Source organism: Limnochorda pilosa (genome assembly GCF_001544015.1).
GTDB classification, from domain to species: Bacteria; Bacillota; Limnochordia; order Limnochordales; family Limnochordaceae; genus Limnochorda; species Limnochorda pilosa.
Map to the genome: position 1 here is coordinate 1278620 of NZ_AP014924.1, position 14650 is coordinate 1293269.

The window sequence follows — 14650 nt, forward strand, 5'->3', positions numbered from 1 at the left end:
CGCAGCCGGCTCCTCTTGTGCAAAGCAGGTGATGCTGTGCAAGCGCAGGATACCCGGCTGCCCGCATCCTACCCCGTTCGGGCGAAGGGCCGCCCGGGCCACCGGGGGCTTCATCTGGATCTGACGCCCGCGACCTGGCTCAGCCTCTCCCGCATCGGCTTGGTGCCTCCCATGCTCGCGGCGTTGCTCGGGGGAGCGCCGCACGGCCTTGAGTGGGCAGCTGGCCTCTTCATCCTGGCGGCCCTCACCGACGCGGTGGACGGGCACCTGGCTCGCTACCGGCGGGAGGAGACCACCTTCGGGAAGCTGCTGGATCCCGTGTCGGACAAGCTGCTGGTTTCCGCAGCCCTGATCGGGCTCGTTCAGCTGGGTCTCGTCTCGACCTGGGCCGCGGTGGCGGTGGTGGCGCGGGAGATGGCCGTGACCGGCCTCCGCCTGGTGCTGGCGGGGGAGGGCGTCCTCCTGCCGGCCGGACCCTGGGGGAAGCGGAAGACGCTGGTTCAGTGCGTCGCGCTGCCGGCCTTGATGCTGGGGGTGCCCGGCGCCGGGTTCCTCCTCTGGCTGGCCGTGGGGCTGACCCTCTGGTCCGGTTTCGTCTACTTCCGTGAGGCCGTAGCGGTTCCCGAGGCGCCAGCAGGATCTGGCGGCTCCGGCGAGTAATCTACGCATCAGACGAGAGGGCGGCGGCCTGGCGCCGGCGCCATTCCTAAGCCGTGTGGGACCGGAGACCTGGAGAAGTCCCACCTGAACCTGGGGTATGCCCTGGGGTCAGGTGGGACCTTTCCTTTGGGAGGGAAGAATCATGGATCGAGACCTGGACCGGATGAGCGCGACGTCCTTCGACCTCCTGGTGATCGGAGGGGGCATCAACGGTACGGGTGTGGCCCGGGACGCCGCGCTCCGGGGGCTCCGGGTGGCACTGGTGGAGAAGAACGACTGGGGCTGGGGCACCAGCGCCCGCAGCACCCGGCTGATCCACGGGGGTCTGCGCTACCTGGAGCAGTACGACTTCGCGCTGGTGCACGAGGGCCTGAAGGAACGCGAGCTCCTACTCAGGAACGCCCCCCACCTGGTGAAACCTCTGCCGTTCCTCACCCCTGTCTACCACGGCGATCGCCACTCCTGGCTGATGGTGAAACTGGGGATGATCCTCTACGACCTCCTTTCTTGGCGAAAGAGCCTGCCGACCCACCGGTCCTTCGGCCCCGAGGAGACCCTTCGCCTGGAGCCCACCCTCAAGCCCGACGGGCTTCGGGGCGGAATGCTCTACTACGACGGGCAGGTGGACTTTCCCGAGCGACTCTGCATGGCCAACGTCGTCGATGCGGTGGAGCACGGCGCCCACGCCGCCAACCACGCCCGGGTGACGGGCTTCCTCCGGGAGGAGGGGCGGATCGTCGGGGCGACGGTGGAGGACGGGCTCACCGGCCGCACCTACTCGATCCGGGCGCGGGTGGTGGTCAACGCTGCGGGACCCTGGGCCGACGCCGTCGCCGGGCTGGCGGACTCTGGGTATCAGCCCAGGCTCCGGCGGACCGAGGGGATCCACCTGGTGGTTCCCGCCTTCACCCGGCATGCGGTGGTGATGCTGGCTCAGCGGGACGGCCGGGTCTTCTTCGCGGTGCCGTGGCAGAGACACGAACTCGTGGGCACGACCGACACCGACTTCGACGGGGACCTCGACCGGCTCTCGGCGTCGGACAGCGACGTGCGCTACCTGGTGGAGGAGACCCGACGCCGCTTCCCCACCGCCCGCCTGGACGAGATCGCCTACACCACCTCCGGCGTCCGGGCTCTGGTCCGGCAACCCGGGGCGAGGGACCCCTCGGCGACCTCCCGCAAGCACCTGGTGCACCGGCACCGCACTCCCGGCAGCGAGAACCTCATCTCGATCCTGGGCGGCAAGCTGACCGCCTACCGGTGCCTGGCCGAAGAGGTGGTGGACCGGGTCTGCGACGTGCTGGGCGAGCGGCGCCCTGGCCGCACCGACACCACGCCGCTTCCGGGAGGCGAGGAGAGGGACGTCGCCGGTCTCGCCCATCGCCTGGCGGAACGGGTGGCTGATCGCGGCGTGGCCGCCGAGGCAGTGACCCACCTGGTCCGGCTCTACGGGACTCGGGCCGAGGGCCTTCTCGAGGAGGGGCTGCGACAGCCGGAGCTCCTGCAGCCCATGGTCCCCGGTGGCAAGGATCTGTGGGTGCAGGTCCTCCAATCGGTGGAGCACGAGATGGCTCGAAGCGTGGACGACGTCCTGCTCCGCAGGCTCGCGCTGGGGCTCGAACCCGGCAACGGCTGGGAGGCAGCTCCCGAGATCGCCCGCCGGATGGGCGACCTCCTCGGTTGGGACGAGGCCAGGATTCGGTCCGAGGTGGATGCCTACCGGCAGACACTGGGGTTGATGCGCGCGCGCGACCTGGGGGTGCCGCACGCCGCCATGGGCTAGCCCCGGCGGTGACGGAGGATTCGAGGACGGTCGTCGGGAAGGAACTGCGCGCCCGGGTGAGCGGAAGGCCTCGGGGGCGAGGGGATGGGAACCCGTGCAAGCAGCGGCCAGGCAAGCCAGCTTTGCGGCCCGGCTTCAGGAACGCCGCGTCATCGCGGGGGTCAAGGAGCCGGCTCAGATGGCTCGAGCCCTGGCGGCAGGGGTCCGGGTGATCTTCTACCTCACCGGGACCATCTACGACGTGGCGAAGGCCGTGCGGCGGAAGGAGGCCGAGGAACCCGACGCCCTTCTCTTCTGCCACGTGGACCTCATCCAGGGCCTGGGCAAGGACGAGGTGGGAGTGCGCTTCCTTGCCCAGGACTTGAAGGTGGACGGCATCCTCACGACCCGCCGACATCTGGTGCAGGCAGCTCGGGACGTCGGCCTGCTCGCCATCCAGAGAGTCTTCATGCTGGACTCGGAAGGGCTCCGCACCGCCCTCGGTGTCCTCAAGGGGGGCCGCCCTGATGCGATCGAGATCCTGCCCGCCCTGGTGGTGCCGCACATCGCCCACCGGCTTCCCTGGGAGGCGTTGCCTCCGGCCATCGCGGGCGGGCTGGTGGAGACCCGGTCGGAGCTGGAGCAGATCCTGGCGACGCCCGTGAAGGCCGTCTCCACCAGCAGGGAGGAGCTGTGGGCAGGAGCGCGCCGCACGAACAAGTAGGGCGAACGCTCCATGGAGAAGGAAACCGATGGTTCGCGTTGAAAGAGGTGTCGACATCAGACTGGGGCCGTTCCTTGGCGGGCTCCCTTGAAGTCACGCAACGCCGTGCGTTCAGTGGGCGGAGACACCGGAGAAGACCCACGGTTGACGTCGGGGACGTCAAAACCGTGGGTCGTTCGCGTTCCGGCCCCTGGTGCCCGCGAGCCGGGTGATCGGCCTCTGGTCTGGCACGCAGCGGAGGGCCAGCATCTCTGAGACAGGAGGCATCATCCTTGAAGCGGAAATGGCTCTTGATCCTATCCCTCGTCCTCGTCGTGGCGGGCGGCTACCTCGCCAGCGCCGTCCAATCCGACTATGGGCACGTCCGGGTCAGCGATCTTCGCATCGCCGGGCAAGACGGCAAGATCTTGAGCGCTCTGCTCTACGTGCCGGAGAACGCCACCGACAAGACCCCAGCTCCTGCCGTGCTTACCATGCACGGATACATCAACACCCGGGAGACGCACAGCGGCTTCAACATCGAGTTCGCCCGGCGCGGCTATGTCGTGCTGGCGCTGGACATGGCGGGGCACGGCTACTCCGACCCGAGGGCATTCGTCAACTACGACCTCACTCGGGGCGCGCAAGATGGCCTGTACTACCTGGCCAGCCTCCCCTTCGTGGACAGGACGAACATAGCCACTCACGGCCACTCCATGGGCGGCTGGTCCACGTTGCGGGCGGCGAACGACAACCCGGATCTGGTGAAGACCGTGATCCTTCAGGGTTCCTCCTCGGAGACCTATCTTTCCGGTGAGGTGACGGCAGAGAGCCCCTTCAACTTCGCTGTCAACTTCTCCAGGTACGATGAGTTCTGGGACCTGATGTGGAACGACAAGGACGCGGCAGGGAAGCCGATTGCTGTCGACGCGACTGGCGCACCGCTGGTGAAGAAGCCGTCCGACATCGTCAAGGCCCCCAAACTCAAGAAGATCTTCGGTGTGACCGAGGATGTCGTCCCCTTCAGCATGTACGGCGATCCGGCCAACGAGACGGCTCGCATGCTGTACATCTCCGATACCACCCACCCGGGTGACCATCTTTCGAAAGAGGCCATCGGGTACAGCATCTCGTTTCTGAATGAGACCATCCCGGCTCCGAAACCCTTGCCTGTCTCCAACCAGATCTGGCACCTGAAGGAGTTCGGGACCCTGGTCACCCTGGTCGGCATCTTCCTCTTCCTCTTCGCGATCGGTGAGAGGCTCCTGGACTCGGCGTACTTCCAGAGTCTCAGGCAGCCGGCTCCAGAGCACCCGGGCAGCAGCCGGGCAGCCTGGTGGGTCGGGGCGCTGATCGCCACGGCCATCCCCGCCGCGACCCTGTTCAAGTTCAAGGGCTGGGGCGGAGTGTGGGTCCCCGCCAGCGCGACCTTCCCGCAGGCCATCACCTCGCAGTTGATGATCTGGGCGGTACTCAACGGCCTGATTGCCCTGGCGCTCTTCATCGGCTGGCACTACCTCGCGGGCGCGAAGCAGGGCGGTGGTGCTCTGCAATACGGCCTCTCCACCGACCGCAGTCGCTTCGCCCTGGACTGGGGCCACGTTGGCAAGGCTCTGCTGCTCGCCGTCAGTGTGGTCGGCATGGCCCAGGTCCTGGTCCATTTCGTGGAGTGGGCGTTCCTGGTCGACCCTCGTTTCTGGGTCGTCGCCCTCAAGCCGCTGACCGCGGCCCGCTTCGGTACGTACCTGACCTACCTGATCCCGTTCTTCCTCTTCTTCCTGGCGTCCTCGCTGATCATGCACGGACAGCTGCGGCTGAAGGGGAAGAGCCTTGGTGTCGAGATGGCGGCCAACGCCCTCGTGGGTGCCCTGGGCATCACCGTGCTGGTGGCGCTCCAGGTCGGCCACCTGTTCGCCACCGAGACCCTGATGTTCCCCCGCGAGTCCCTGTGGGGCATCATCGCCTATCAGTTCATCCCGCTGACGGCCCTGGCGGGCGCTCTCTCCACCTTCTTCTTCCGGAAGACCGGAAGCGTCTACGCGGGTGCGATGGTGAACGCGCTCTTCATCACCTGGTACATCGTCGCTGGCCAGGCGATTCACTTCGCCGGATGAGCATCTGGTCCAGGCCAGGCGGGCCCGCCCCCGAGCGGGTCCGCCCGGCCTAGGGCGACGCCAGCGGGGAGGAAGGGAATGACGCGCGGTGAAGGAAGTCCCTCGTCGGATGCTTCGGGCCTTCGCTGTCGTCACCCTGCTGGCATTCGGTCTGGAGGCTGAGCGTCTTGGCTCGCTACGTGGGCGCCATCGACCAGGGCACCACCAGCACCCGGTTCATGGTCTTCGACCGCGAGGGACGGGTGGTGGCCGCGGCCCAGAAGGAGCACCGTCAGATCTATCCTGAGCCCGGATGGGTGGAGCACGACCCCCTGGAGATCTGGGAGCGCACCCAGGAGGTGATCCGAGAGGGCCTCGGCCGCGCGGGCCTGACCGGGGAGGACCTCGCCGCCCTCGGCCTCACCAACCAGCGGGAGACGATCATCGTCTGGGACCGGCGGACCGGCCGGCCGTACACCAACGCGCTGGTCTGGCAGGACACCCGCAGCAATGCCATCTGCCAGGAGCTGACCGCCGAGGGAGGCCCGGACCGCTTCCGTGACCGCACGGGGCTGCCGATCTCCACGTACTTCTCGGGGCCGAAGCTCCGGTGGACCCTGGAGCAGGTGCCTGGGGTACGGCAGGCGGCCGAGCGGGGCGAGGCGCTCTTCGGCACCGTAGACACCTGGCTCCTCTGGTGGCTGAGCGGGGGACCCGAAGGCGGCGTCCACGTCACCGACGTGACCAACGCCAGCCGGACGCTCCTGATGAACCACGCCACCCTGGACTGGGACCCGGAAATCCTCGCGATCCTGGGCATCCCGCGCGCGATGCTGCCCGCTATCCGCCCCTCGAGCGATCCGGACCTCTACGGCACCACCCGACCCGACGGGCCGTTGGCAGCCGCAGTCCCTCTGGCCGGCGCCCTGGGCGACCAGCAGGCGGCCCTGGTGGGCCAGGCGGCCTTCGCCCCGGGTGACGTGAAGAACACCTACGGCACGGGCTGCTTCGTGGTGATGAACACGGGCGAGCGCAGGGTCCTCTCCCGACACGGACTCCTCACCAGCGTCGCCTACCGGATGGCCGACGAACCGGCCGTCTTCTGCCTGGAGGGCTCCATAGCCATTACGGGCGCGCTGGTCCAGTGGCTGCGGGACAACCTTGGGATCATCCAGAGCTCCGGCGAGGTGGAGAGGCTGGCTCGGAGCGTGGAGGACTCGGGCGGGATCTACTTCGTCCCGGCCTTCTCCGGGCTCTTCGCGCCCCACTGGGACAGCCGCGCCCGGGGATTGCTCATCGGTCTCACCCGTTACGTGAACCGGGGCCACCTGGCTCGTGCCGTGCTGGAGGCGACCGCCTACCAGACGGAAGAGGTCCTCCGGGCCATGCGGCAGGATAGCGGTGCGTCGCTGGCTGAGCTGCGGGTCGACGGGGGGATGGTGGCCAACGACTTGCTGATGCAGTTTCAGGCGGACCTGTCGGGCATTCCCGTCATCCGTCCCCAGGTTGCGGAGACCACGGCCCTGGGAGCCGCGTACGCAGCCGGCCTGGCCGTCGGGCTCTGGGACGGGCGGGAGACGCTGCAGCGTCTGTGGCGGGAGGACCGGCGCTGGCAGCCCACCTGGGGAGAGGCTCATCGCGAAGAGGCGCTGCGCGGCTGGCTGCGGGCGGTGGAGCGGGCCATGGGTTGGCTCGAGGCGTAAGATCCACCACCCTAAAAGCAACACGCAGTCAGTAGCAGGAGTCCACCCTTCCGGGCGGGAATTCCTTACCGCCGAAACGAACAGAGGGGACGCGTGCTCGCATGGCTTGGACGACAGGCCTGCTTTGGGCTGGCCTCCTGGTGGGCAGCTACCTGGTCGGATCCATCCCGTTCGCCCTCATCATGGGCAAGGTGCTGCGGGGGGTGGACGTCCGGCACGGCGGCAGCGGCAACGTGGGGAGCACCAACCTCCTGCGCCTCGCCGGCTGGCTGCCCGCGGCCCTTGCCTTCTCCCTGGATCTCCTGAAGGGCACCCTGCCCGCTCTGGCCGGAGCGTGGCTCGCCGGGCCCGTCGGCGGCCTGATGGCGGGCCTGGCCGCGGTGGCCGGTCACAACTGGTCCGTCTACCTGCGGGGCCGGGGCGGCAAGGGTGTGGCCACCAGCCTGGGCGTGCTCCTGGCCGTGGCGCCCGTGGCGGCCCTAGTGGCCGTGGCCCTCTTCCTCTTGGTGGTCGTCCTCACCCGCTACGTCTCGTTGGGCTCCATCACGGCCTCGCTCTCCGTCCCCGTGGCCCTCTGGCTCCTGGGCGCGGGGTGGTACGAGGTCGGGTTGGGCGGGCTGCTCACCGCCCTCCTGGTGCTGCGGCACCGGCCGAACATCGCCCGCCTCCTGGCCGGGACCGAGAACCGCTTCAGGTCGCCCCGACCGTCCTGATCCCCGCACGCCTCCGTTCGCCGGGAGGAGTCCGGCGAACCCCCAGCGAAGACGGGGAGAAGGGTCCTCGGAGTCGGTGGCCATCCACCGGGACAAACTCTCCGTCAGGTGCAGCACCGGGCCGCACGGGCCGCCAGGGAAGGGTGAAGGCTCTTTGAGCGTGCGACGGAGCGATGCGGGGGAGCGGCGGATCGCACGGAAGCCGCGCTGGCTGCTGCAGCCGCTGCCCCAGCCGGCGGGCCTGAAACGGATGCGGGGCCTGCTGGACGAGCTGCACCTGAATACCGTCTGCGAGGATGCAGGTTGCCCCAACCGGGGCCACTGCTGGAACCAGGGTACCGCGACCTTCATGATCCTCGGCAACACCTGCACCCGCAGCTGCGGCTTCTGCAAGGTGATCACCGGCCGCCCCGAGCTCCTCGACCTGGGCGAGCCGCTGCGCGTGGCGCAGGCGGTGAAGCGGCTGGGGCTGCAGCACGCGGTGGTCACCTCCGTGGCCCGGGACGACCTTCCCGACGGCGGGGCCGATGCGTTCGCCCGTACCATCGAGGCCATCCGCGAGCTTTGCCCGGGAACCACGGTGGAGGTCCTCATCCCGGACTTCAAGGGATCGGTCGAGGCGCTGGCCCGGGTGATGGAGGCAGGGCCCGATGTCCTCAACCACAACGTGGAGACGGTGCCCCGCCTCTACCGGCGGGTCCGTCCCCAGGCCAAGTTCGACCGCAGCCTCTTCATCCTTCAGAAGGCCCGCGAGATGCGCCCGGAGGTCCACACCAAGTCGGGCATGATGGTGGGCCTGGGCGAGCGGGAGGCCGAGGTGATCGACGTGATGCAGGCGCTGCGGGGGGTCGACTGCGACTTCCTCACCATCGGCCAGTACCTCCGGCCCTCCCTGGACCACCTGCCCGTGGAGGAGTACGTGCCCCCGGCCCAGTTCGAGCGCTACCGCGAGCTGGGCCAGCAGCTCGGTTTCACCCACGTCGCCTCCGGGCCCTTCGTCCGGTCCTCCTTCGACGCAGCGGCGGCCCTGCGGGCCGCGGCGGAGGTCCGCGAGCGGCAGGAGGGCGGGGTGGGCGGCCGCCTTCACGTCGCGAAGGGAGTGTGACGCTTCTGTCAGCCGCAACTCCGCCGCCGGCCGGCACCGGCGATGGCCGCTTCCTCCGGCAGGAACTGCGGCCCGGCGTGGGTCTCTCGGTTTGGCGCACGCAAGCTTTCAAGACCAACCTGGTGGAGGTCGTGTTGCGGCAGCCCCTGGCTGCGGCCAGCGTGACGGCCAACGCCCTGGTGCCCTTCGTGCTGAGGCGGGGCACCGAGCGGCACCCGACCTCCCTGGCCATGGCCCGCTTCCTGGAGGAGCTCTACGGCGCCGACCTTTCGGTGGACGTGGCGAAGATCGGCGAGAGCCAGAACCTCCGCTTCCACGTAGAGGTGGCCGCCGAACGGTTCCTGCCCGGCGAGCGGGACCTCTTCCGCAAGGCGCTGGGCCTCCTGCGGGAGGTCGTCCTGGAGCCCCGACGGGACGGCGAGAGCTTCCATGCCCCCTACTTCCAGCAGGAGCGCGAGAACCTGCGCCGGGGCATCGAGGGGCTCGTCAACGACAAGCGCCAGTACGCGGTGATCCGTCTGGTGGAGGAGATGTACCGGGGGCGTCCCTACGGCCTGTACAAGTACGGGCGGGTGGAGGACCTGCCCTCGCTGGATCCCCAGGGCCTCTACCGCCACTACCGGAACCTCCTCGAGACCAGCCCGGTGGAGATCTTCGTGGTGGGCGACCTGGACCCCGAGGACGTGGCCCGGTGGGTGGAGGCGGAGCTCCCCCTGCGCCCGGCACGACCCCAGGCCCTCGTCCCCACCCGCTCGCGTCCCGCCGATCCCGCCGGCCGCACGGTACGGGAGGAGCAGCCGGTCCAGCAGGGCGTTCTCACCATGGGGTGGACCGCCGGCGCCACCTACGCCGACGACGGGTACGAGGCGCTTCTGGCCGCCAACGGGCTGCTGGGGGCCTTTCCCCACTCCAAGCTCTTCATGAACGTGCGCGAGAGGGCAAGCCTGGCCTACTTCGCCTTCTCCCGCTACGAGGCCAGCCAGGGCTTCGTCTACGCGAGCGCCGGCATCAACGTGGAGAACTACGAGCGATCCCGGGTCATCATCGAGGAGCAGGTGGAGGCCCTGCGGCGGGGCGACTTCACCTCGGGCGAGCTGGAGAAGTGCCGCCGCTCGCTGGTCAGCAGCTACCGGTCCATGCAGGACTCGGGTGAGCGGATGATCGACACCTTCCTGGTGGGGCTCGCCAACGGCCGGCCCCGCGACCCCGACGAGGTCATCGCCCGCCTGGAGCGCATCGACCCCGGGACCATCCGTGATGCCGCCGAGAGCCTACGGCTCGCCACCGTCTACTTCCTCAGCCGGCCCCAGGAGGCCAGCGGCGGACAGGCTGCGGTTCGGGAGGAGGTGCGGTGATGGAGCGGCTTCACAGCGCTCTCCTGAAGGAAGAGGTCTTCCGCGACCAGCTGCCGAACGGGCTGCAGGTCTACCTGCTCCGCAAGGCCGGGTACCACCGCTCGTACGCCACGGTGGCCACCCGGTACGGGTCCACGGACTCGCGCTTCGTCCCCGCGGGGGCGGCCGAGCCCCTCGACGTGCCTCCGGGCATCGCCCACTTCCTGGAGCACAAGCTCTTTGAGGAGGAAGGGGGCAGCGTCTTCGACCGCTTCGCGGAGCGGGGCGCCTCGGCCAACGCCTTCACCAGCTACACGCTCACCGCCTACCTCTTCTCGTGCACCGAGGCCTTCCACGAGAACCTGCGCCTGCTCCTGAACTTCGTCGGCCGGCCCTACTTCACCGATGAGCTGGTGGAGAAGGAGAAGGGCATCATCGAGCAGGAGCTCAAGATGTACGACGACCACCCCGATCGGGTGCTGGTGCGGAACCTGCTGGAGGCGCTCTACCATCGGAATCCCGTCCGGATCGACATCGGCGGCACGGTGGAGTCCGTGCGCCAGATCACCAAGGAGCAGCTCTCCACCTGCTACGCCACCTTCTATCATCCGAGCAACATGGTCCTCTTCGCCGCCGGCGACCTGGACCCCCAGGAGACGTTGCGGGTGGTGCGGGAAACGGCTTCCGATGGCTCCCCGCGGGGCGAGATCCGGCGATTCTACCCCGAAGAGCCCCCGGCCGTGCGAGAGCGCCGGGTGGAGCAGCGCATGGCCGTCTCCAGGCCCCGCTACGCGCTGGGTCTCAAGGACACCGCCACGGGCTTCACGGGCGAGGACCTGATGCGGAGGGAGATCGCCCACAACATGCTCCTCCACATGGTGCTCGGGCGGAGCTCCGAGGCATACCAGCGCCTGTACGAGGAGGGCCTCATCGACGACGGTTTCTCCGCGTACTACACGGCCAGCCCTCTCTACGGCCATGCCATCCTCGGCGGCGAGACCGACGATCCCGACCGTCTCCACGACGAGCTCACCCGGATCCTGGAGCGCTTCCGGCGGGATGGCTTCCCCGACGCAGACTTCCGGCGGGCCAAGCGCCAGGCCATGGGCGAGTTCCTGAACGGCTTCAACTCCCTGGAGTTCATCGCCCACAGCTTCGTGAGCTACCACTTCCGCCAGGCCAACTTCTTCCGGTACCTGGAGATCGTGCAGGAGATGCCACCGGAGGAGCTCCGAGCCCATGCGGAAGGCCTTCTGGATCTGGAGCGCTCCAGCGTTTCCGTCGTGCGCCCCCGATGAGCCTGCTGGGTCCCGCCGGGAACAGGATGGCTGCGGCCCTGGGGCGGGGGGAGGGTACGGGCCGGGAGGCCCGGGGGCTCGAGCGACGCGCGGGCTGGGCGGTGGCCGCGGGCGTCACGGCCGTCTCCTTCGCGGCGTTGCTGGTGCGGCTCTCTTCCGCGCCCGCCGAGGCCCTGGCCTTCTACCGCCTGGGGATGGCGCTGGGCGTGCTGCTGCCCTGGAGCCTCCTCTTCCGGCGCGAGGCGTACCGGAGGCTCACCCGGGCGGAGTGGGGCCTGGGGCTGATGGCCGGTCTCTTCCTGGGGCTCCACTATGTCACCTGGTTCTACTCCCTCCAGCACACCTCGGTGCTGAGCTCCACCGTACTGGTGACCCTGCAGCCCTTCTTCGTGCTCGCCATCGGCTACGGGCTCTGGCGCCGGCGGGTGACGGCCCGGGCGGCGGTGGGGCTCGCGCTCGCCATCGCGGGAGGGCTCCTCATCGGAGGGGGAGACCTGCAGGTCGCCACCTCCTCCCTGCGGGGCGACCTGCTGGCCTTGGGTGCCGCGGCCCTGGTCTCCGTCTACCTGGTGGTGGGCGAGGTGCAGCGCCGCAGGCAGGAGCTCCTGAGCTACGTCTGCGTGGTGTATGGGACAGCGGTGGGCGTGATCGGCCTCATGGCCTTGGCGCGGGGCGTGCCCCTGGCCGGCTTCGCCGCCCGGGACTGGTGGCTCTTCGCAGGGCTGGCCGTGGGGCCCACCCTGCTGGGGCACACGGTCTTCAACTGGGCCCTGGCCTACGTGCCCGCTTCCCGCGTCGCGGTGGCCATCCTGGGCGAGCCGGTGGGGGCCACCCTCTGGGCGTGGCTCTTTCTGGCGGAGGTACCCACCGGGGTTCAGCTCGCGGGGGCGGCGCTGATCCTGGCGGGGGTGGGGTGGTACCAGGCGGCAGCGGCGCCCTCTCTTTCCGTGCACGGCCTTTCGATACCGGAGGACCCTGAAGGAGGTTCCGGGGTCCCGCCGGGCAGGAGGTGAAAAGACGGTGTCGCGCACGTCCGAAGCAGAGAAGGCCGGGGCCTTCTCCCCCGGCGGCGACCCGGTGCGCCGCCGGCTGGCGGCCGCCATCGATTCCACGCTGCTCAGGCCCGAGGCGCGTCCCGACGAGGTGGCGGCGCTTTGCCGGGAGGCGGTGGAGCTCCAGGTGGCCGCCGTCTGCGTGCAACCGGTCTACGTGGAGGTGGCGGCCAAGGCCCTGGCGGGCAGCGGCGTGGAATTGGCCACGGTGGTCGGCTTCCCTCTCGGGGCCAACGTCACCGCGGTGAAGGTGGCGGAGGCCCGGCACGCGGTGGCCTCGGGCGCGACGGAGCTGGACATGGTGCTGGCCCTGGGCTGGTTCAAGGCGGGGGAGGATCGCCGGGTGGAGGACGACATCCGGGCGGTGGTGGAAGGGGTTGAAGGGCGCACGGTGAAGGTCATCCTGGAGACAGGATACCTCAGCCCCGACGAGATCCGCCGGGCCTGCCTGCTGGCTCAGGCGGCGGGGGCCCACTTCGTCAAGACCTCCACGGGTTTCGGCCCTGCGGGCGCCCGGGTGGAGGACGTGGTCCTCATGCGCGAAACAGTGGGCCCCGAGATGGGGGTCAAGGCGGCAGGCGGCATTCGCGATCGGGCCGCTGCCCTTCGGATGCTCGAGGCTGGGGCGAACCGGCTGGGAACCAGCTCGGCCCGGGCGATCCTGCTGGAGGGATGAGGATGGAGCTCGGGGGCGCCGGGTACCCTTTGGGTGCGGTACCCGAGGCGGCGGGTGCGGCTGGGGACGACCGACGTTACAGGGAGGCCAGGGCGGCCAGGTGGTTCTGGGGCCTGGCGCTGGTGGGGCTGCTCGCTGGGTGGCTGGCTTCCGTGCCGGCCGCGGCCTCGCCGGGCCAGATCCTGTCGCTGGAAGCGGCCGAGCAGCTCATGTCCCAGGCTTTCCACAACCTGCGACCGGCCCCCGCGTGGCAGGCGCGCCTCCGCTTGGCACCGGATGAGACGGCTCCGGTACTCCGGGCCACGGCGAGGGGGATCGACGGCCTGCGGCTGGAGGAGCCGGGCGAGCCCCCGAGGGTCCACGTCTGGAATCGCGGGTACGCGTATGTCCGCTCGGGCAACGAGGAGCGGCTGAGACCTTCGCAGGAGCTCCTGGCGGTCTACCGGGAGGCGCTCCTGCCGTTTCTTTTCCTCGATCAGGTGGCCGCGGATCCGGTGGTGGGCGCGGAGCCCTACGACGGCGGGTGGTCGGTGCAGGTCCGGGATGGGGAAATGGGCCTGCTGTGGGTGGACGTCCGGGCCGGCCTGCCTGTCCGGATCCGGCAGGCGGACGGGGTCGGCGAAGGAGGCACCGCAGCTCCGGGTCCGGCGACGAGGCCTCCCGCCAGGTCCGATGACCCGGCGTCGACCAAAGCGGCGGAGGAGCCTGCCCCGTCATCGCCGCAGGTCCTGTGGGAGGTTGAGCGCGACGGTGCCGGCCCCGACACCCTTCGGGTGCGCTTCGCCCTGCCGGGCCAGCCCGCCGGCGAGTGGGTGCTGGAGCGCCTGGCCACGGGCTGGGTGAGCCGCGGCCGGACCGGCGCGCAGTGGCTGGATCGAAAGCCGGCCGATCCTCCCGAGGAAGCAGCCTTCCGGCCCGGCCTCCTGGGCGAGCTGCTGGCCGCGCTCGATCGCTCCCAGGCTGCTCAGGGAGCGGGCAGGGTGGGGGAGGCGCGGCAGGCCTTGCGGGAAGCCATCCGCTTGGACCCGTACCGGCCGGCGCTTTACACCCAGCTCGGGGTGTTCGAGGTGGGGGCGGGCAACTGGCAGGGGGCCCTGGCCGCCTTCGACCAGGCGTTCCAGCTCGATCCCGATGACCCTCTCCTGGTGAACAATCTGGCGTACGTGCTGATCGACGCCGGCCTCGATCCTCACCGCGGCGTGGCCCTGGCCGAGCAGGCGGTGGAGCGTCGCCCCCAGGAGGCCTCCTTCCTGGACACCCTGGGGTGGGGCTACGTGCGGACCGGCAGGCTGGAAGAGGGCGTCGAGATCCTGCGCCGGGCCCACGGCCTGGCCGAGACGGCCGCCCCCGCCGTCCGGGCGGAGATCGCGTACCACCTGGCGGACGCCTTGCTCCGGCTGGGCCGTTCCAGCCAGGCGCGCGAGCTCCTAGAGGAGGCTCTGGAGCTGAACCCCTCGCTGGAGGCGGCGCAGAGGCTGCGCGAGCGGCTCACGTAGCGCGGCATGGCGGGCTTCCCTGGCCGCATAGGATGTCGGTGCGGTGGGGGGCTCT

Annotated in this window: 12 protein-coding genes; all 12 read left to right on the forward strand. The window is 69.8% G+C overall.

The window, feature by feature from the left end; genetic code table 11:
• Window positions 1-36 precede the first annotated feature (36 nt).
• The 12 genes from pgsA to LIP_RS05650 all read left to right on the forward strand — a co-directional run bounded on the left by pgsA (window position 37) and on the right by LIP_RS05650 (window position 14595).
• Window positions 37-660: a CDP-diacylglycerol--glycerol-3-phosphate 3-phosphatidyltransferase gene (pgsA, locus tag LIP_RS05595; protein ID WP_198409743.1), complete on the forward strand. Its 624-nt coding sequence runs from the start codon at window positions 37-39 to the stop codon at window positions 658-660.
• Window positions 661-802: 142 nt separating this feature from the next.
• Complete coding sequence (gene glpD, locus LIP_RS05600; RefSeq protein ID WP_068135433.1) at window positions 803-2443, forward strand: glycerol-3-phosphate dehydrogenase; 1641 nt, start codon at window positions 803-805, stop codon at window positions 2441-2443.
• A 94-nt stretch (window positions 2444-2537) separates the two neighbouring features.
• Window positions 2538-3146: a glycerol-3-phosphate responsive antiterminator gene (locus LIP_RS05605; RefSeq protein ID WP_068135436.1), complete on the forward strand. Its 609-nt coding sequence runs from the start codon at window positions 2538-2540 to the stop codon at window positions 3144-3146.
• 272 nt (window positions 3147-3418) lie between these two features.
• Window positions 3419-5239, forward strand: coding sequence for an alpha/beta hydrolase family protein (locus LIP_RS05610; protein ID WP_068135440.1), 1821 nt, complete (start codon window positions 3419-3421; stop codon window positions 5237-5239).
• 167 nt (window positions 5240-5406) lie between these two features.
• A complete protein-coding gene (gene glpK / locus LIP_RS05615; protein ID WP_068135444.1) occupies window positions 5407-6921 on the forward strand; it encodes a glycerol kinase GlpK in 1515 nt (504 codons plus the stop codon).
• 101 nt (window positions 6922-7022) lie between these two features.
• A complete protein-coding gene (plsY, locus tag LIP_RS05620; protein WP_068135446.1) occupies window positions 7023-7634 on the forward strand; it encodes a glycerol-3-phosphate 1-O-acyltransferase PlsY in 612 nt (203 codons plus the stop codon).
• 154 nt (window positions 7635-7788) lie between these two features.
• Complete coding sequence (lipA, locus tag LIP_RS05625; protein ID WP_198409744.1) at window positions 7789-8739, forward strand: lipoyl synthase; 951 nt, start codon at window positions 7789-7791, stop codon at window positions 8737-8739.
• Between the two features lie 77 nt (window positions 8740-8816).
• Window positions 8817-10094, forward strand: a complete 1278-nt coding sequence (gene yfmF, locus LIP_RS05630; protein ID WP_068135449.1) for an EF-P 5-aminopentanol modification-associated protein YfmF — start codon at window positions 8817-8819, stop codon at window positions 10092-10094.
• Window positions 10094-11371, forward strand: coding sequence for an EF-P 5-aminopentanol modification-associated protein YfmH (gene yfmH, locus LIP_RS05635; protein WP_068135453.1), 1278 nt, complete (start codon window positions 10094-10096; stop codon window positions 11369-11371). The genes yfmF and yfmH overlap by 1 nt, the downstream gene beginning before the upstream one ends.
• Window positions 11368-12384: a DMT family transporter gene (locus LIP_RS05640; protein WP_068135456.1), complete on the forward strand. Its 1017-nt coding sequence runs from the start codon at window positions 11368-11370 to the stop codon at window positions 12382-12384. The genes yfmH and LIP_RS05640 overlap by 4 nt, the downstream gene beginning before the upstream one ends.
• Before the next feature lie 7 nt (window positions 12385-12391).
• On the forward strand, window positions 12392-13099 hold the full coding sequence (deoC, locus tag LIP_RS05645) for a deoxyribose-phosphate aldolase (protein WP_231699348.1): 708 nt from the start codon (window positions 12392-12394) through the stop codon (window positions 13097-13099).
• Between the two features lie 2 nt (window positions 13100-13101).
• Window positions 13102-14595: a tetratricopeptide repeat protein gene (locus tag LIP_RS05650; protein WP_068135459.1), complete on the forward strand. Its 1494-nt coding sequence runs from the start codon at window positions 13102-13104 to the stop codon at window positions 14593-14595.
• The last annotated feature ends 55 nt before the right edge of the window (window positions 14596-14650 follow it).

What these genes read in the sequence shown, in the direction of transcription:
- yfmH (WP_068135453.1), top strand. Translation starts at nt 10,094, where the DNA reads ATGGAGCGGCTTCACAGCGCTCTCCTGAAGGAAGAGGTCTTCCGCGAC.
- LIP_RS05640 (WP_068135456.1), top strand. Translation starts at nt 11,368, where the DNA reads ATGAGCCTGCTGGGTCCCGCCGGGAACAGGATGGCTGCGGCCCTGGGG.
- plsY (WP_068135446.1), top strand. Translation starts at nt 7,023, where the DNA reads ATGGCTTGGACGACAGGCCTGCTTTGGGCTGGCCTCCTGGTGGGCAGC.
- LIP_RS05650 (WP_068135459.1), top strand. Translation starts at nt 13,102, where the DNA reads ATGGAGCTCGGGGGCGCCGGGTACCCTTTGGGTGCGGTACCCGAGGCG.
- glpD (WP_068135433.1), top strand. Translation starts at nt 803, where the DNA reads ATGGATCGAGACCTGGACCGGATGAGCGCGACGTCCTTCGACCTCCTG.